15 protein-coding genes are annotated in these 19,316 nt (G+C 37.4%); 5 read left to right on the top strand and 10 right to left on the bottom strand.

All coding sequences use genetic code 11. The features are described from left to right. Positions 1-6: 6 nt before the first annotated feature. The 3 genes from IGL28_RS03240 to IGL28_RS03230 all read right to left on the bottom strand — a co-directional run bounded on the left by IGL28_RS03240 (position 7) and on the right by IGL28_RS03230 (position 3,266). On the bottom strand, positions 7-156 hold the full coding sequence (locus IGL28_RS03240) for a teichoic acid D-Ala incorporation-associated protein DltX (RefSeq protein WP_014834217.1): 150 nt from the start codon (positions 154-156) through the stop codon (positions 7-9). Positions 157-445: 289 nt separating this feature from the next. Then, the gene (locus IGL28_RS03235; protein WP_081127888.1) at positions 446-2,509 is read right to left on the bottom strand and encodes an ABC transporter permease; all 2,064 of its coding nucleotides are present in this window, start codon (positions 2,507-2,509) and stop codon (positions 446-448) included. Then, positions 2,499-3,266, bottom strand: a complete 768-nt coding sequence (locus tag IGL28_RS03230) for an ABC transporter ATP-binding protein (RefSeq protein ID WP_081127887.1) — start codon at positions 3,264-3,266, stop codon at positions 2,499-2,501. Before IGL28_RS03230 ends, IGL28_RS03235 begins: the two co-directional genes overlap by 11 nt. Before the next feature lie 371 nt (positions 3,267-3,637). On the opposite strand from IGL28_RS03230, the gene nrdD reads away from it, so the two are divergent. Further along, positions 3,638-5,860 (top strand): anaerobic ribonucleoside-triphosphate reductase, encoded by a 2,223-nt coding sequence (nrdD, locus tag IGL28_RS03225; RefSeq protein WP_438843891.1) that lies wholly within the window; start codon positions 3,638-3,640, stop codon positions 5,858-5,860. 244 nt (positions 5,861-6,104) lie between these two features. Next, positions 6,105-6,707, top strand: coding sequence for an anaerobic ribonucleoside-triphosphate reductase activating protein (gene nrdG, locus IGL28_RS03220; protein ID WP_010719826.1), 603 nt, complete (start codon positions 6,105-6,107; stop codon positions 6,705-6,707). A 73-nt stretch (positions 6,708-6,780) separates the two neighbouring features. On the opposite strand, the gene dinB is transcribed toward nrdG, so the two are convergent. Both dinB and IGL28_RS03210 read right to left on the bottom strand, forming a co-directional pair. Further along, entirely contained in the window at positions 6,781-7,887 is a 1,107-nt protein-coding gene (dinB, locus tag IGL28_RS03215) for a DNA polymerase IV (RefSeq protein ID WP_081127883.1), read from the bottom strand. A gap of 195 nt (positions 7,888-8,082) precedes the next feature. After that, positions 8,083-8,739, bottom strand: a complete 657-nt coding sequence (locus tag IGL28_RS03210) for a redox-sensing transcriptional repressor Rex (protein WP_010719828.1) — start codon at positions 8,737-8,739, stop codon at positions 8,083-8,085. Positions 8,740-8,961: 222 nt separating this feature from the next. Here IGL28_RS03210 and IGL28_RS03205 point away from each other — a divergent pair, with 222 nt between their 5' ends. Then, positions 8,962-10,899, top strand: coding sequence for an ABC-F family ATP-binding cassette domain-containing protein (locus tag IGL28_RS03205; protein WP_081127881.1), 1,938 nt, complete (start codon positions 8,962-8,964; stop codon positions 10,897-10,899). Between the two features lie 118 nt (positions 10,900-11,017). Here the strand turns inward: IGL28_RS03205 and IGL28_RS03200 are convergent, their stop codons facing one another. From IGL28_RS03200 to IGL28_RS03190, 3 genes are all read right to left on the bottom strand, one after another. Beyond that, positions 11,018-11,725 carry a hypothetical protein gene (locus tag IGL28_RS03200; protein WP_081127879.1) on the bottom strand — a complete coding sequence of 236 codons (708 nt, stop codon included), beginning with the start codon at positions 11,723-11,725 and terminating at the stop codon, positions 11,018-11,020. Between the two features lie 189 nt (positions 11,726-11,914). Next, on the bottom strand, positions 11,915-12,574 hold the full coding sequence (locus IGL28_RS03195) for an ABC transporter ATP-binding protein (protein ID WP_010719831.1): 660 nt from the start codon (positions 12,572-12,574) through the stop codon (positions 11,915-11,917). Between the two features lie 18 nt (positions 12,575-12,592). Then, on the bottom strand, positions 12,593-14,095 hold the full coding sequence (locus IGL28_RS03190) for an ABC transporter permease (RefSeq protein WP_438843890.1): 1,503 nt from the start codon (positions 14,093-14,095) through the stop codon (positions 12,593-12,595). 141 nt (positions 14,096-14,236) lie between these two features. On the opposite strand from IGL28_RS03190, the gene IGL28_RS03185 reads away from it, so the two are divergent. Together IGL28_RS03185 and IGL28_RS03180 are read left to right on the top strand one after the other, a co-directional pair. Further along, positions 14,237-14,911 carry a response regulator transcription factor gene (locus tag IGL28_RS03185; RefSeq protein ID WP_010719833.1) on the top strand — a complete coding sequence of 225 codons (675 nt, stop codon included), beginning with the start codon at positions 14,237-14,239 and terminating at the stop codon, positions 14,909-14,911. Between the two features lie 4 nt (positions 14,912-14,915). Further along, positions 14,916-16,232, top strand: coding sequence for a sensor histidine kinase (locus IGL28_RS03180; RefSeq protein WP_081127877.1), 1,317 nt, complete (start codon positions 14,916-14,918; stop codon positions 16,230-16,232). 373 nt (positions 16,233-16,605) lie between these two features. Here the strand turns inward: IGL28_RS03180 and IGL28_RS03175 are convergent, their stop codons facing one another. Together IGL28_RS03175 and IGL28_RS03170 are read right to left on the bottom strand one after the other, a co-directional pair. After that, the gene (locus IGL28_RS03175) at positions 16,606-18,402 is read right to left on the bottom strand and encodes an ABC transporter ATP-binding protein (protein WP_081127875.1); all 1,797 of its coding nucleotides are present in this window, start codon (positions 18,400-18,402) and stop codon (positions 16,606-16,608) included. Continuing rightward, on the bottom strand, positions 18,402-19,034 hold the full coding sequence (locus IGL28_RS03170) for a MarR family winged helix-turn-helix transcriptional regulator (protein WP_010719836.1): 633 nt from the start codon (positions 19,032-19,034) through the stop codon (positions 18,402-18,404). The genes IGL28_RS03175 and IGL28_RS03170 overlap by 1 nt, the downstream gene beginning before the upstream one ends. Positions 19,035-19,316 lie beyond the last annotated feature (282 nt).

Here is a 19,316-nt window from a genome sequence, read left to right as displayed (position 1 = left end):
TTCCTCCTAAAATTCATTATAGATAAAAGATCCGCCTTGGACATTTTTATAATGGTACAAATAAATCAACATAAAAATAATTGCACTATACAATAATGTTCGTACCACAAACGTGCCCCAGTACCTAAATTGAGGATTATTCCACCAATTTTTCAATTTATATTTCCCTCCTAATCGAATCTCAAAACAATTTTACCCATTCTTTTTAAAAAACAACATTTGTTTTCCTAACAGTAATCGCTTTTCTGCTAACAATTTTGTCACAATTTAGATTAACTACAAAAAGACGGTTATTATAATATAAGCATCACCTCAAATAAATAAAGATTTTTTTTAAAAAGCTAAAAAGACTTAAACGATCTATGTAACCAATCGTTTAAGTCTTTCTTCATTCAAATAAAAAAAACAGAGTACTAACCTTTTGCTCATTTAAATATAGCTTGATTTACTCCTCAATAATCCTGCAATATAAGACACTTGTGATGTAATAAAACAAGATATAGATCAAGACAAGTGAGCCACAAATCAGATATGCTAACCCATAATTTGCTGTATCGACATATTGAGTAAATACTTCAATGGCAAAAAAGGTATGCATACTCCCCAAAATAATTGGTGGGAAAAACATGATCGCATTTTGCCCAAAGATGACTCGCTTCACTTTTTTTCGAGAAATCCCTAATTTCGTTAATAATTGATAATTCTCTCGTTCTTCTTCTGCTTCTGCTAATTGACGAACCATCAGCATGCTTCCAGTCGTGACAATAACAATTATTCCAATAAAGATCGAAACATACGACATTAAACCAATTCCTTGTTCAACTGTCCGTTTAAATGGGAAACGTGCAGAAAAGTTAAGACGTGAATCTTCATTATTGTATTCATCAGAAGATTGATCTGAAGCTGCTTTTTCTTGGTGCGATTCATTTTTATGAATCGTTCCAGTTATAGCCTCTCCTTTGATTTCATAATCATAATAAATGATGTTCTCATAACTTGTAGGAATCTCTTTGGAAATACGTTCAATGATTTTTTCCTGATCTCCCCCTTGCACATTCCAATTGACCACTTGATAGTTTAGTCCAGATGCTTTAGCAAAATAATCATCACTGACAACGAGTGTCGGACCGAAATACCTCAACGAACCATCTCCTAAAAAATTAGGTAAGGTTGCTTGAATATCTAAAGTTTGATCGGGCAAGTAGAATGTTGAATCATACATTGAAAAATTTCTAAAGATGTTTTTCATACTATCTAATACCACAGTGCTGTTATCCGATGTTAAATCAATTTTAGGCATTTTAGGATTGAATTGTCGAAAGGCATGATATTCTTTTTCTGGAATCAAATTTACCAATTGAAATACTTTTTCCTCAGAAATCCCGTCTAACTTATCATTATAGTAACTTCCAATTACTTTGTAATTGATCGTCATTTCTTTTGTGATCGTTTGCCCTTCACTTGCAAGAAGCGGTCGCAGCTTATCGGCTGTTGCCTTATCCATTTGATAAGATACCGGTGAGACCATCTCCACATTTCGAGACATGATGACAGTCGCACTCATCATTGCGCCAATCATCGTTAAAGCTAGAGCCATGATCAGTGTGATCAACGAATTGATCCGCCAGCTTTTCAGCAGATGGATCTGCGTATTGCCGATCAGCAAGAAGTTGATCCCTCGATACTTAATTCGAGAACGACTCACCAAATCGATTAACACACGTAGGGAAAAACAAAAGAACAGATATGTCCCGATCACACAAAACAGCAGAATCAGAACAAATAATAAGAAAGGAAAGCGAAGATCTTGCGTAAAAATAAAAAGTTTAGCAGCAAATTCCCGATAGTGGACCGCAAAGAAATAACCACTAGAGATCAGCAATAAACCCAGTGTTCCTAAAAAACGATGGCGTGTCCGAACTCTTAACTTGCTGCTTTCCAAATGATCGTATTCGCCAAAATTTCGAATCGTCGGATAGCGCCAGATTTTCCATAATGAATACAAAGAAACAACAGATAAAATCAAAAAAAACAACAGAAAGGTTTCAAAAATCGATGGCACGGAAATGAAGAAAAGACTCGTGATTTGCAAGTTCATCATGCGAATCAAGATCATAGAAAATAATTTTGAGAAAATGATTCCTAAAATAATCCCTGCTGTACAGGCGAATAATCCAATAGCCATTGTTTCCAATACATAGATCAGTGAGATTTGGGTTTTCTTCACACCAAACAACTGATAGATCCCAATCTCTCTTTGTCTGCGGTTAAAGAAAAAACGATTTGCACTAATAACAAAAAAAAGTAATACGATTAAGATAATCCAACTACCCATACCAAAAAAAACATTGAATAAAGAATCTTGCTGTGTCCTTCGGTTCAATAATTGATCATAAGAAATCGTACTAAAAGAATAGTAGATCATCGTTGATAACGTTAGACTAAAAAAGTAAACGAGATACCCTCTTGACTGTCGCAGAAAACTTTTCGCAGCCAACTTATAAAGCATTGAGTTTTCCACCTCCCCCAATGGTCGCCTGCATATCAATCACCCGTTCAAAAAATTCGTTTCTTGAACCTCTGCGAACTACTTCAGAGAAAATCACCCCATCTTTGATAAATAAAATCCGATCACAATAACTGGCTGTATACGGATCATGTGTTACTAATAAGATAGTTGATTTTTCTACTCGGTTCATCGTTGTTAAATAATTTAGTAACTCGGTGGCTGATTTCGAGTCCAGAGACCCGGTTGGCTCATCAGCAAAAATGACTTGTGGTTGAATAACTAATGCTCTAGCAGCCGCAATCCGTTGTCTCTGACCAACTGATAATTCATCTGGATAACGTTTTAAGATTTCTTCGATCCCTAATAATTGAGCAACATGCAACACACTTTTTTCCATCTCTTCTTTCGAGATTCGTTCCACCGCTAATGGTAGTAAGATATTGTCCTTCGCATTCAATGTATCGATCAAATTAAATTCTTGAAAAATAAATCCTAATTTTTTGCGACGGAAGTCACTCAATTCATTATTTTTCATTTTAGTGATCTCATTTCCTTGGATCAACACACTTCCCATCGTTGGTAGATTGATCGTCGAAAGAATATTCATCAAAGTCGTCTTTCCAGCACCACTCGGACCCATGATGCCAACAAATTCTCCTTTTCCTACTGTAAAAGAGATATTATCAAGTACTTTTACCGGCGAAAGCTTATTTCCATAGCTTTTACTTACATGTTTTACCTCGATCATTTTATCCATGGCTTTCCTCCTTGGGTTTTGCTTACTCGCCACACTGACACACTTACCAGCATATTAGCATATTCTTTGGTTTTTTTCTTTGATCTTTACAGCATTTGAGCATTTCTTTTTAGATTTTTATCATTTCACAGACATAACCTTTTTTTAAAAAAATTTTTATTCATCTATTTTATTCACGAAAGCGGTATATTCAAAATAAAAATCCTATAAACTTACGTTTTCACTTTTTTTCACAAAGAAATATATACAACATATAGTATAGTTGTCCGTTTATACACCTGTTTGCATACTATATATAGCTAGTATTTAGTTGCTCCTTCGTGGATTTTGTTTTATGATAGACAAGAAGAATTTAGCAGGAGTTGAATAAAATGAGTGTACAAATTGAAGAAAAAGTAACAGATCCCCTTCATTCAGAAGTATCAAACATAACAATCATTAAACGAGATGGTCGACGTGTCGAATTTGATGAAACAAAAATCAATGAGGCTTTAGTCAAAGCTGAAAAGAAAATTCATGGCTCATTGTCTCCACTTACTTATGAAAAAATTCAAACGATCGTGGATTTAGTCGTTCAAGAAATCAAACGACGCTTTACCGACAACGTTAAAATATATGAGATCCAAAATATCGTTGAACACATTCTTTTAGAAAAAAACGAATATGAATTAGCAGAAGAATATATCAATTACCGCACAAAACGTGATTTTGCCAGAAGCAAAGCGACAGATATCAATTTTTCGATCAAAAAATTGATCAATAAAGACCAAACAGTTGTCAATGAGAATGCGAATAAAGATAGTAATGTCTTCAATACTCAAAGAGATTTAACCGCTGGTATCGTTGGAAAATCCATCGGTTTGAAAATGTTGCCCCCACATATCGCAAATGCGCATCAAAAAGGCGACATCCATTACCATGATTTAGATTATCATCCATACACACCAATGACAAACTGTTGTTTGATCGATTTCAAAGGAATGTTGAACAACGGATTCAAAATTGGAAATGCTGAAGTGGAATCACCAAAATCAATTCAAACTGCTACTGCTCAAATTTCACAGATTATTGCAAATGTAGCTTCCAGTCAATATGGTGGTTGTTCTGCTGACCGAACAGATGAATTACTTGCTCCTTTCGCTGAACTGAATTATCAAAAACATTTAGCGGATGCAGAAGAATGGATCGAAACACCTGAACGTCGAGTAGAGTATGCGAAATCAAAAACCAAAAAAGATATTTTTGATGCGATGCAAAGTCTAGAATATGAAATCAATACTCTTTTTACTTCAAATGGTCAAACACCATTTACTTCTCTTGGCTTTGGTTTAGGAAAAAACTGGTTTGAGCGAGAAATTCAAAAAGCAATCTTACAAAATCGGATCAATGGCTTAGGTAGCGAAAAGCGGACAGCTATCTTCCCTAAATTGATTTTCACATTAAAAGATGGCATAAACTTGAACCCAACTGATCCTAATTATGACATTAAACAATTAGCTTTGGAATGTGCAACTAAGCGGATGTATCCTGATATTTTAAACTACGACAAAATCGTTGAATTAACCGGTAGTTTCAAAGTACCTATGGGTTGTCGTTCATTTTTACAAGGTTGGAAAGATGAAAATGGCCAAGAAGTGAACGTTGGACGAATGAATCTTGGTGTGGTCACACTAAACTTACCTCGTATTGCCATCGAAGCGAAAGGCGATCAGGAAAAATTCTGGCAAATCCTCTCTGAGCGCTTAGCCATCATGAAAGATGCTTTAGTTTATCGTGTCGATCGTTGTAAAGAAGCGATCCCTGCTAACGCACCAATCTTATATATGTATGGTGCATTCGGTAAACGTCTCTCAAAAACAGATGCTGTCGATGAATTATTCAAAAATCGTCGTGCAACGGTTTCTTTAGGTTATATCGGTCTTTACGAAGTGGCTTCTGCTTTTTATGGTGGGGAATGGGAAAACAATCCCGAAGCAAAAGATTTTACCCTTGATATCGTGAAGGAATTAAAAGCCAAAGCAGATGCTTGGGGTGACGAATATGGATATCATTTCAGCGTTTACTCTACGCCTAGTGAGAGCCTAACTGATCGTTTCTGCCGTTTAGATACAGAAAAATTTGGCGAAGTCGAAAACATCACTGATAAAGAATATTACACGAATAGTTTCCATTATGACGTTCGTAAAAACCCAACTCCGTTTGAAAAACTAGATTTTGAAAAAGATTATCCGAAGTATTGTTCTGGTGGTTTTATCCATTACTGTGAGTACCCAATGCTTCAACAAAACCCGAAAGCATTAGAAGCCGTTTGGGATTATGCTTACGATAAAGTTGGCTATTTAGGAACGAATACACCAATTGATCATTGCTACAAATGTGGCTTTGAAGGTGACTTCAAACCAACCGAACGTGGCTTTGAAGGTGACTTCAAACCAACCGAACGTGGCTTTGAATGTCCCGAATGCGGCAATCATGATCCAAAAACTTGTGACGTCGTTAAAAGAACCTGTGGCTATTTAGGTAACCCACAAGCACGTCCAATGGTTCACGGTCGTCACAAGGAGATCTCTTCACGTGTCAAACATATGAAGTAATCTTTCTCTACTATTTCGTTCTAATTCACTCTAAAAAAAGATAGAGCGATCAGTTATTCCTTAGAAAACAATCCCCTTTCACAGCGTGACTACGATAAATCGAACGGTGTGTGAACCGTGACCGTTCGATTTATTTGCATTTTTTTGAGGCTAGTCCATTATCTTTTCTGAGACTGCTTGCTGTGAAACTGGTTTGAGTTTTAAGTAAATTTTTCATACTTTGATGTTAGAAAGAAGTTTTTTTATGCGAAATCCTAAACCTAAAGAATGGCTGGCACAAGATTACAGCCAAAATTACATTGCTGATTACAAACCATTTAACTTTGTGGATGGCGAAGGCGTAAGAAATAGTCTTTATGTGAGTGGCTGCTTATTTGCTTGTGAAGGATGTTTCAATAAAGCAGCGCAAAATTTCCGCTATGGTAAACCTTTCACACCAGAGCTGGAAGAACAAATCATTACCGATCTCCGCCATGATTACGTTCAAGGACTGACCCTTTTAGGCGGGGAACCTTTTCTAAACACGGACGTCTGTCTCCAAGTCGTTGAGCGTATCCGACAAGAATTTGGTCAGACCAAAGATATCTGGTCGTGGACCGGTTATACTTTTGACGAACTACTTCAAGACTCCGAAGACAAGTTAGCTCTTTTAGCAAAAATCGATATCTTAGTTGATGGACGTTTTGAACTAAGTAAAAAGGATTTAAAACTACAGTTTCGCGGTAGTAGTAATCAACGCATCATCGATGTCAAAAAATCGCTAGCCGAAAATAGAGTAGTGATTTGGGAAAAATGCAGCGATGCTACAGAATCGTATGAACAAATCAAAAAACAGGAGTTCATTTAGGTCCTCCCACTCCTTATTGAATAAAAAACAGTAGAAACGTATGTTGATTTCCAACACGTTTTCTACTGTTTTTTCATTCCCACAAAGGTAACACAATATTCTCATAAGTCATGGGATCTAAATTCGTTAAGGTGATCCCCAAGAGACGTATGCCTTGTTCAATCCCTAAAATTTCTTCCCAAATCAAACTTGCTTGATAAAAGAGCGCTTCTTTCTTATAGATATACTCAGGTAAAGTGACTCTTTTCGTGACTGTCGTATAATCCGTATATCTCACTTTTAACACTACGGTTTTTCCATGTTTCTGGACTCTTTTCAACGACTCTTCGACTTTCTCAGCTAATTGTCGTAATTGTGCTAATACCGCTTCTTCCGTTTGTAGTGGCTGACCATAAGTATGCTCTTTTCCTACAGATTTTCTTTCTCTTGTCACATTGACTGGTGCATCATGGACACCTCTTACTTTTCGATAAAGGGAATAACCCATCTTGCCAAATTGTTGGATCAACATTATCTCTGTACAATTATAAAGATCTTCTCCAGTGAAAATACCAAGTTCATGCATCTTAGGGACGGTTTTTTTTCCTACCCCATGAAATTTATCAATAGGTAATGCCTTTAGGAACGTCAATGCGTCTTGAGGTGCAACGATAGTAATGCCTTTAGGTTTTTGAAAATCTGAGGCTAATTTCGCTAAAAACTTATTATAGCTCACACCTGCCGAGCAGGTCAGTCTTACCTCTTCCCAAATGTCTCTTTGGATCAAACGAGCAATTTTGATTGCTGATTTACAATTACATTTGTTGTTCGTCACATCAAGATAGGCTTCATCAATACTGACAGGCTCAACGATATCCGTATATCGGTAAAAAATCTCACGAACAGTTTGTGAGATCTCACTGTATTTTTGATGGTCACCTGGTTTAAAAATGGCTTGCGGACATAATTCATATGCTTTTTGCGCACTCATCGCTGAATGGATGCCATACTTTCTTGCTTCATAATTCGCTGTAGTAACCACTCCTCGACCACCAGTGTCACTCGGATGTCTGGCAATAACTAAGGGTTTCCCTCTAAATTCTGGATGATCCCGTTCTTCGACAGAGGCAAAAAAAGCATCCATATCGATATGAATGATTTTTCTAGATGTATCATTATGTAAAGGAAACTGTAATTCCATCTCACTCACCCCTATCATGATTATATAGGAACTTTTGTTCGGTGACAAGAAGATGGTTACCCACCGAACGGACCACAAAAAAGAGCCGAAATTTCACAAAAACTGAGACATCAATTTCGGAAATCACGACTTCTAAAATGATCATTCATCACTTGAGACTGTTGAGTAAACCAACCAGGTCACCTGAATCATTCGTTACTCAGTTTCTTCAGTCGCTTGCAAGGATGCATCAGAATGAAGAAAATAAATCAACGTTTGTAATTCATTCGTTAAGTCAACATTTTGAATCAACACGTCTGCTGGCGCATTTAATCGAGCAGAGGTAAAATTCAAGATACCTTTAATGCCCGCTTCAGTCAACCGATTAACTACTTCTTGTGCTCGCTCAGCTGGTATCGTCAATATTGCTACTTCGATTTGTTGGATCTTGATTTGTTCAAACATATCTTCCATAGGGTAAACGGGAATCCCATCCACGATCCGTCCAACGATTGCTTCGTTGACATCAAATGCACAACTTACACGGATACTGTTACTTTGATGGAATTTATATTTTAAAAGGGCACTTCCCAAATTACCGACACCGATCAACGCCACATTAGTCAATTGATCATCATTCAATGTTTTTGCGAAAAAATGCATGAGGTCTTCAACATCGTAGCCATAGCCTCGTTTTCCTAATTCTCCAAAATATGAAAAATCACGGCGAATCGTTGCACTGTCAACTTGAACAGCCTCACTTAATTCAGTTGATGATACTTTTTTCTTACCAGCATTATTTAAGATTCGTAAATAACGGTAATACAAAGGTAGCCGTTTGGCTGTTGCCTTTGGAATAACATGATCTTTCACTTAATTACCTCCACTTTTACTTTAAGTTTACTTTGATTTATCCATCATATCAGTATATATAGGAAAAAATCAATTTGATTGCTTGGATATTGTGAAATTTTATTCTTTATTCATTTTTTTATCATTTCTTTGAACCTCGCAGTATCAAGGAATTTATGGTAGACTACTAGTTGAAAAAGAGATTTATTCTTAGAGAATTCACAAAGTAGAAAAGAGGATTCCATGATATTATTACAAGCCAATCAAATTGCTCGTCACTTCGGTGCAGAGATCTTATTTGAGAATATCCATTTAGAAATCAGCACAGGGGCTCGGATCGCATTAGTCGGCCGTAACGGAGCAGGAAAATCAACACTTTTGAAGATCCTTGCTGGAATCGAACGCCCCGATGAAGGAACAATTGCTAAAAATAAAGCTGCTACTTTAGGCTATCTGGCACAAGATACTGGGTTAGATTCAGCAGAAACAGTCTGGAATGAAATGCTTAAATCATTCGAAACAATCCGTCAAATGGAAAATCGAATGCGCGAACTTGAAATCTTGATTAGTGAAGGAACACCTGATACACCTTCCTATGAGTCACTTTTGAAAGAATACGATAAATTACAACACGATTTTTCAGATAGAAACGGTTATGGCTACGAAAATGAAATACGCTCTGTTTTGCATGGCTTTAAATTTGATCCGTCTTTTTATGATCAAAAAATCAATGAATTGTCTGGCGGACAACGCACTCGCTTAGCGTTAGCAAGAATGTTGCTCCAACATCCGGATATCTTGATTTTAGACGAACCAACCAACCATTTAGATATTGAGACTCTCTCTTGGTTAGAAGGCTACCTGCAAAGTTATACTGGTGCCTTACTGATCGTCTCCCATGACCGATATTTCTTAGATAAAGTCGCAACTGAAGTTTACGAATTAAGTCGAAAAAAAATGCGCCACTATAAAGGGAATTATTCGAAGTATCTTGATATGAAAGCTGAACAATTAGCAACTGAATGGAAAGCTTATGAAAAACAACAAACTGAGATCCATAAATTGGAAGATTTTGTCGCACGCAACTTGGTACGCGCTTCTACGACGAAAAGAGCCCAAAGTCGCAGAAAAGTCCTTGAGAAAATGGATCGGATTGACCGTCCTCAAGGAGACGAAAAACAAGCTCACTTTCTTTTCAATGTAGCAAAGCCATCAGGAAATGTTGTATTACAAATTGAAGATGCTGCGATTGGTTATCATAATGAAGTTTTGTCTGAACCGATCAATCTTGATATTCGGCGTCAAGAAGCCATTGCACTGGTCGGCCCCAATGGTATTGGTAAATCCACGCTTTTAAAATCGATCATCCATCAGTTACCGTTTATCCGTGGAAAAGAACATTTAGGAACCAATGTGACGATCGGCTATTACGATCAAGGTCAAGCGGACTTACACACCAACAAAACTATTTTAGCTGAATTATGGGATGAACATCCAACGACTCCCGAAAAAGAAATTCGTAGCGTTTTGGGTGCCTTTCTATTTTCTGGTGAAGATGTAGAAAAGACCATCCCCTTGCTAAGCGGTGGTGAAAAAGCCCGAGTCGCCCTTGCAAAACTCGCAATGAATCAAGAAAACTTTTTGATTTTAGACGAACCAACCAACCACCTGGACATTGATAATAAAGAAGTATTAGAAAATGCCTTGATTGATTATGATGGTACTTTGTTGTTTGTCTCTCATGACCGTTATTTCATCAATCGGATTGCCACAAAAGTCATCGAATTATCGGAAAACGGTAGTAAAGTTTATTTAGGTGACTATGATTATTATTTGGAAAAGAAACAAGAAGAAGCGGAAATAGCAGAGCTGTTAGCTGAAAAAACACCAGAAGAAGAGCATATTTCTACGAACAAGAAAACCTATTTCCAAAGTAAAGAGCAACAAAAGCTGATACGTAGTTTGCAACGTAAAATTACTCAAATTGAAGAAGAATTAGCTATTTTAGATGAACAGATCGAGGCACTAGAACAACAAATGGTGTCCCCAGAGAATTTGGATGACCATCTCAAATTAAATGAATTGAATCAAACACTCGAAGCAACTCGCCAATCTCAAGAAACGAAACTTTCTGAATGGGAAGATTTGAGTATTGAGCTTGAAGAATATGAAAATGAATAAAAACAGATAAATAAATATTCATTTCTGCACTAGAAACGCTCTCAAAACAGTACCCTCTGTTTCGAGGGCGTTTCACTTATCACAACGCACACTATCAAAGCAATCTCAAAGTGCTTGTTTATTCTCTACCTAAATTTTCTTGAACTTTTGTCTCACTAGATTGTGCCTTTGTTTCGATTAAACTGGGTTCCTTTATTTTATCAGTTATACTTTCCATCGTTTGGCATCCATTCGTTTGAGTTTTTTGTTTTGTCTGACTCTCCATCTGATCCCTCCCCTTATTCAATGAGAAATCATTGATCTTCTTTGTTACTTGAAAATCAATTACCACTTTGTTTCTTTGACAGCCTTTAGGATTTATTCGCCCAAACATTTCTTGATAAGCTTGTTGATTTAACCGATAATTAGTAATTTCCCCTCCCAAACACCGCGATAAAATTTCACTTTTTATCTTTATATCCTTCGCTAGTTCTTCTTTGATTTCCTTTAAATTTCCTTTCTCGAACATTGTATCCAACTTATATTCCTGTAATTTTGCTTCATTTATTTGTAGCCAGATATTTAAATAATCTGTTAGATAAATCTTTTCTTGACTATGGACTTGTATTTCTTTATGAAAGGCTTCAGTATGAGATTCATAACTGGTTTCACCTTTATTTATTTCTTTTGCATTTTTTTCTCGGTCATACAAGCGGATTAATGCTGTAGTCGCCGGACAAAAGTCTTTCGGTTCATGAATTTTTTTATTTAGCTTAAGTAGCATTTCATTGACTTTTTTATCTTGATTATTTGAAAAATTTTTTCTAAGCCATTGAAACAATCCCATTCTAAACACTCCTATCTATCGCTCTTTTACAAGAATTATATCTGTTATTCTTTTTATTAATAGGTCACTTTATTCCTTTCAACCTAAAAAAAACGACTATTACTAAAAGAGAGACTGAGCAAAAATTTTCTCAGTCTCCTCTATTCATTTCCTACTCATTCATACTAGCTGAACCGAAATTCTGTTTGTTTAAGATACTTGATTGAATTCTTGATTTTTCAGTTCATACACCACATCGCAGCCTTTAGCGACATCCTGTTCGTGGGTGACTAAAATAATACATTTCTTTTGCTCATGTGCAATCTCTTGGAAAAGTTTAACGATCTCGCTGGAAGTTGCTTCATCCAAGTTTCCAGTCGGTTCATCCGCAACGATTAGATCGTGTTCACAGCATAGGGCTCTAGTGATTGCTACTCGTTGCTGCTGTCCACCAGATAACATCGTAACTTTTTTATCTGCTAAATCCTTAGTGATTCCAACTTTTTCTAAGTTCGCTAAGGCGTAGGCTTTTTTATCTGTCTGTTGGCTTTGAGCAATCTCCATCGCTGTTACCACATTGTCTACTGCCGATAAATACGGCAGTAGATTATAGGCTTGGAATACAATTGATACATCTTTACGACGATATTCCCGCAATCCAATTTTTTTCAACGATTTGTCGTCATAGAGAATTTCTCCGTTTTTTGGTGTATCTAGTCCTGCGATCAGGGATAAAAAAGTCGTTTTCCCTGAACCGCTCGTACCTAAAATTGCATACATTTTGCCTTTTTCAAAAGTTAAATTAACGTTTTCGAATAATCGTCGGTTGTCTTCATACCAGTAGCCTAAATCTTTTGTTGATAGTGTCATTAAAAATTCCTCCTTTAATTAGGAAATCAATATTTTCTTCGGATTCAGTCGTAGAATTCCTGCTGATGAAAGGACAATTGAGAATAAACTAATCCCCAGCCCAATTCCTGCAAGACTTAAAATCTCGGTTGGCTGCATTGAAATATTTAGTTCTTGAATTTCTTTTGATTGTGTAAATGGATTGCTTCCCATTTGACCAGCACTAGGACCACCGTTTCCGCCACCAGGTGCTTGTCCTTGGTTACCTTGATTTGGACCGCCGTTTCCTGCCGTATTCGCTTCTTGTCCATCTGCATTTTGCGAAGTTGTTTGCTGACTCAACAACTGGTTGCCGACTGCATTGCCAACAACATTTCCGCTAGCTGCAGCGATCCCTAAAGCGAAGATCATGCAGACAAAAATCTCAACGAAAAATTGTGAAATAACTTTGACCCGTGATTCACCTAATGAAAGTAATACACCGATCTCATATTTACGTTCACGAATCGACAGCATAATAATCAATGTCAAAATAATGACTCCGGCTACGGCTACTAAAATCACGATATTCTTCGCAAAGCTTGATACATTATTCAACGGCTGAAGCATTTGCTGATACATTTGATCATTGGTTTCTAAGCTGAATGTATCCGTATCGATCAATTTATTCGCCGCTTCTACAAAGCTGTCCATGTCTTTGGGATCATCTAAGTTATAAACTGCCGAATCGATCGTTTTTCCTTCCGATCCAGTTAAGGTGTTAACCAGTGTATAAGAAGAAAAAATCGTGTTCGCTGGATTCATAAAGTTGAAGCGAGCACTCATACTGTTGCCAGAATCACTTGTTTTGTAAATACCTTTAATAGTAACTTCAACATCTTTATCATCGGTATCTTTAATCTTAAATTTGTCCCCGACACTTAGATCGTTTGCTTCCGCTAAACTTTGCTCGATCAGTACATTATTCGTCCCTTCATCATCCGAAGTGATTGCCTTGCCTTCAACTAGGCTAGCTGTTCCTGATGAAAAATCACTGTAAGAATTACTTTCGGAAACACCTTTAATTTGGAAATCCCCTTGACTCATCCCACCAGGTGCTTTCTGTCCACCAAATCCAACAGCTTGTTCATCCGAAGATTCCTCTTCACTGTCACTATCACTCGAGATCGGTGTAATCCCTGTGCCTTTATCCGCTGAAGTACTTGCTTCAAATGAATACGATTTAACATTCGCTAATTCTGCGATTTTTTTTGCATCACTCAAGTTGACGGGTGTCTGTTCAAAGCTACCTGGATCTGGACGACTGCTTTCATCATCTGAATCTGAATTTGATTGCTGTTTGAACATTGCCTCTCGGTTCGTTGATAAGGTGACGGTCGCCCCGACACTTTTTTTCGCATTCGTGGTCGCCAGTTCAGCGCCGCTGCGGATCGTTAACCCCGCTAATACAAAAATTAATATGGCAGAAAAGACGGTGATCATAATGATGCTGCGTCCTTTTTTGGCCCAAAGGCTTTGAATCGCCCGTTTGATATAATTCATTTTGGTTCCTCCTTCATTTGTCTGTTTATAGAATAGGCAAATTGGCTTAACCGAAGCTTAAACGAGATAAAAAAGTTTTTAAGGTTGTTTTAGGAAAGCGTGGTAAACTGAGTAAGTAATAGATGATAAAGGAGAAAATCAATGATAAACCTTTTAATAGTAGAAGATGAAGCGACACTTTCAGATAATATAAAAGAAATCTTGTCGGATTTAGGTGAGATCACACAGATCTATGATGGGGAAGAAGGCTTATTTGAAGCAGAAACTGGTGTTTATGATCTAATATTGCTGGACCTGATGCTGCCAGGGAAAAACGGCTACGAAATCTTAGCAGAATTACGGAAAAAAAATATCCAAACCCCTGTGCTGATTCTAACTGCCAAAGATGGCCTAGAAGACAAAATCACTGGATTTCAAAAAGGTGCAGACGATTATTTGACGAAACCTTTTTATCGCGAAGAACTGATTATGCGGGTCAAAGCGTTATTGAAGCGTTCGTTAGGATTGTTTTCTGAGAATCAAATTGTCTATAAAAATATTACCTGCAACCTTGCGACGAAAGAAGTAACCATCGACGATGAGATCCTATCAATTCAAGGAAAAGAATTTGATCTCTTGGTTTATTTCATCCAAAATAAGGGCGTGATTTTAACAAAGGAGCAAATCTTCGATCGGATTTGGGGATTTGATTCCGATACGACCATTACAGTTGTAGAAGTATATATGAGTCACTTAAGAAAACATTTGAAGCCGTCAGGTGCAGATCAGTTCTTTAAAACACTGAGAAATGTCGGCTACATCTTACAAAAGGATTAATGCTATGAATACCGAAATATCAAGAAAACAACGACTAAAATTTTTCTTCTTAAATGTAGCCGCTTTTGCAGGTATCTTCCTATTATTAGGATTTATAACTCTACAAATGTTGCAAAGCTCGGCCTACCGCCAAACAGACCTGTCACTAACTCAAATGGCGGAAAATGAACATCTTATTCAGATGGAAATCAACCGGTACCAACAAAGCAATCCCTTTCTGGCACAAATGCCGGGCGATCAGCTGAGAGAGAATGGACCAGAAGGCAATAATCAGTTCAATACTCAGATCATTTTATGGTCAAAAGAAGGAACGATTCTCAACAAAGACACGATTGGTGGACGGTTCACTGAACTGGAAAATTTAACCTTAGATAAGAAAAATCTCGATTCTGTTCAAGCATTAAGTTTAAAAAATGCAGGCTATTCTAGCCAAAAACTTTCCTTTCATTCGTATACAATCAAAGCAGATAAAGGAGGAGACATCGCCTATATTCAATTTTTAGCCAATACCAATCAAATCGCAGACTCCATGAAAACCTTCAAGACAACACTGATTATCTGTATGGTCGTTTTTTGGCTGATTTCGATTGGAATAAGCTTTTACATTTCAAAAATGAATATGCAACCCATCATGCTCTCATGGCGCAAACAACAGGAATTTGTTGAAAATGCCTCTCACGAATTACGCACGCCACTAGCAATCATTCAAAACAGCCTGCAGCAATTGTTCACCCGACCCAATCACACCATCTTGGAAGAGTCTGAACCAATTGCCCAAGCCCTGAATGAAACACGGCGAATGAAAAGCCTGACTGAAGACCTGCTAACCTTGGCACGCAGTGATTCCAATCAGTTGCTTCTGCAGAAAGAATCAGTTAATCCCAAAGAATTTATTCGTCAATTAGCCCAGCCCTTCCAGGAAATCGCAGAAATAAACGATCAATATTTTGTCTTGGAAAACTTTGCCGATCAACCAGTGATAGTCGACGAAAAACGTATCCACCAAGTTCTAGTTATTCTGCTGGACAATGCGCTAAAATACACAGAAGCTAAAGAAAAAATCGTCCTGCAATCTGAAATCTCCAACGATAATTGGCTGATTGAAGTCAAAAACAACGGGCCATCTATTAGCGATGAAGATAAAAGACGAATTTTTGAACGCTTCTACCGCGAAGACCGCTCTCGTTCTAAAGAAACTGGTGGCTATGGTCTTGGTCTCGTAATTGCCAAACAGATCATCACTCAGCATAAAGGCAAACTGTCCGTAAGAGACTGGGAACCTAGAGGAGTCGTTTTTCAAATACAATTGCCAATGAAATAGATGACAAAACGACTAAATTGTGATCAGATGATAGATTTTTATACCTGTATATAATTCCTTCTCTTTTGTTTCTATACTTTGTGTGACTGAGCCAAAACTTGTCTCAGTCTCTTCTAGTATCTCTAAAAACGAATAAACGGTGAAAAAAAGACACCTTGAATTCCTTTAGAATTAGTTTAACGAACCAATTCATAGGAGGATTCAAGATGTCTGATACTCAGTTTATCAAACATATCCTAAACATTCTAAACCTGATTATCTATTTCGCGGAAAATTGTTTAACCAATTAAAAAGAACAGAAAAAAGTATTTCTTCTTTCTCTTAGATTCTTCGCATTCTTTCAGTAAGATAAAAGGATTCAGCTTTTTAACACTTAGGCAATTTGCAATGTATCAACTTTAAATTGTTCGTCTACGTATTTGGCATAGGTTTTGTGTTTTTGAACAAGCTCAGCGTGTTTTCCTGAACCGGTTACTTTTCCTTTTTCGATAAAGTAGATTTTATCAGCATCCACGATCGTTGATAGACGATGTGCGATCACTAATGTTGTCCGACCTTTCATCAGATTTGCCAAGGCTTGTTGGACTTTTGCTTCTGATTCAGAATCAAGACTTGCTGTTGCTTCATCCAACATCAAGACCTTTGGATCTCTTAAGAACGCTCGAGCGATTGCTAGTCGTTGCCGTTGGCCTCCAGAAATTTTCGTACCACGTTCGCCCACTTCTGTATCTAAACCATTGGGCATCTCTTCCACAAATTGACGTGCATAGGCTAATTCTAACACTTCCCAAAGCTGCTCATCTGTGTAAGTATCCGCTAATCCATAAGTTAAATTATAACGGATCGTTCCTGCCATAATAGCAGAATCTTGGGAAACATAGCCAATTTGACTACGATAATTGGACAACTTGATCTTTTGGATCTCCGTTGTGCCAAATTTGATCGTACCTGCTGTTGGCTCATAAAAACGTTCTAATAAACTGAATGTAGTCGATTTCCCTCCACCAGAAGGCCCCGCAAAAGCAATGATTTCGTTAGGTTTAGCTTCAAAAGACACATTCATTAAAATCGGTTCCTCAGGAGCATCACTATAAGCAAAGTCCACGTTAGAAACACACAATGTTTTGTTCGATAAATCCACTTCTTCACCAGATTCAAAGTCTTCAGGTACTTCATTCAATAATTCTTGTACACGGCGTGTCGAACCAGCAGCTTTTGCCATTTCAGAAAACAACGTGGCAATCGTTGGCATCGCACCGATCAGATTGAAGAGATACATGAGAAAACTCATCAATACCCCGATCGTCATCGCTCCAATCGCAATACGATGCATTCCATAAGCTAACAAACCAAAGACCATACTCATAAAAACCATCATCATGATTGGTTGCATTGCAGCATCAAAGACTGCTTCTTTTTTACCAACGCGAAACAAACGATCGACTTCATTTGCTGCCCGTTCTTGTGCTTGTTGTTCAGCATTCGACGTTTTTACTAAACGAATTTCTGACAACGTTTCTGTTGCGATTCCATTGAAATGACTCATAGCATCCTGACGGATATGACTGATCTTTGAACCAAAGGTCATCACAGGAATCATCAATAGGATAACGACGGGAACAGTAATAACCATGGCTAGCGACATATGCCAGTCCATTCGGATCATCATATAAACAGTCCCGATCACGGTAATGATGCTCGCAATCGTTTGTGGAAACGTCACAGCCAACAGCTGTTTTACCTGGGTCGTATCATTCGTTACTCGGCTGGACATCTCACCCGCCTTCACCGAATCAAAATAGGTGACTTTCAGTATCGTTAATTTATTCCATAAACGTTTTCGCATATTTTGAATGACGTTTTCGCCAAAAATTCCTAGAACCGTCCCACCAATCGCTGAAATTACAGCTGAAAAAACGAACATCCCCACGACTCTTCCTAATAAAGCATAATCGATCCCCTCTTGAAAATGATTAACTAAATTAGCCGCCAATTTAGGAACATAAACTTGCACAGCTGATGAACCTGCTAATAAGATCATGCCCATCGCCAGTAAGGGATAGCGCGGTTTTGTTTGTTTGATTAAACTAAGAAATTCTTTCAAAGAAAATCTTGTGTTCATTTGTTTCATCGAGATACTAACGGGTCTTCCGCCTCCACCTTGTGCCATTATTTTCTACGTCCTTTCTTCCATCCTTCAAAGCCACCGTAATGTCTATCAAATCGTCCATCGAAGGCATCTCGATCAAAGCCACCTCGACCAAAACCACCGAACCCACTGCGATCCATCATCTGTTCACGTGCTCTGCCAAAATGCGCACTCATCTTATTGAATCGTTCCCAACGTTGATCATCGCCGAAAACTTCAGCTAATTTTTCTTGAAATTCAGGACGATTGATATTTTCATTCATTCGTTCAAGGTAGGTATTCAATTGTGCTAACTCTTCTTCTGCAAAACCTTTAAATAAGACATCTTTTAATGTTGTACTGATTGAACCACGCTCTTGCAGACTTTCTCGACCTTTATCAGTAATCTTGACCAAAGTCACTCGGGAATCCGTTGCTGATTTTTCCCGCATGACCGTCCCAGCCTCTTCTAATTTTTTGATGATTTGTGTCACACTAGACGGTTTAATATCTAGCACTTCAGCTAATCGTCCTGCCGTCACATCGTCCTCAGCCACTAAAATTTTTAATGTTTCAAAAGCATTGTCTGTCTTTTCTTCCACTTGATAAGCAAAAATCAAAAACGGTTGATGCGCAATCTCTAACAGATTTTCTAAAATTTCATGATTATTCATAAGATGACCTCCAAAATATTTACTTAGTTTATATCGATATCAACAAAGTAAATGATAAACTATTTATTTTGTTTGTCAACAAACAAACTAATTAAATAGTTAAAAAAATAGTTAGCCAAAAAAATCTAAAATTGACTAACACTTGATAAGTGAGTTGGTTTGTTTTTTTCAATACGCATTATCCCTTCTATTTTTTTATTTTCAAACAAAAAAATAGACTCAGTTCTTTTTGGATTTTCAAGAAAATAACTAAGTCTATATGCTATAATCCTTTATGACAGT

It is taken from the genome of Enterococcus sp. AZ077, assembly GCF_051714965.1.
GTDB lineage: Bacteria > Bacillota > Bacilli > Lactobacillales > Enterococcaceae > Enterococcus_B > Enterococcus_B hirae.
Note: the sequence above shows the minus strand (reverse complement) of the source record. Positions and strands in the feature narration are given on the sequence as shown.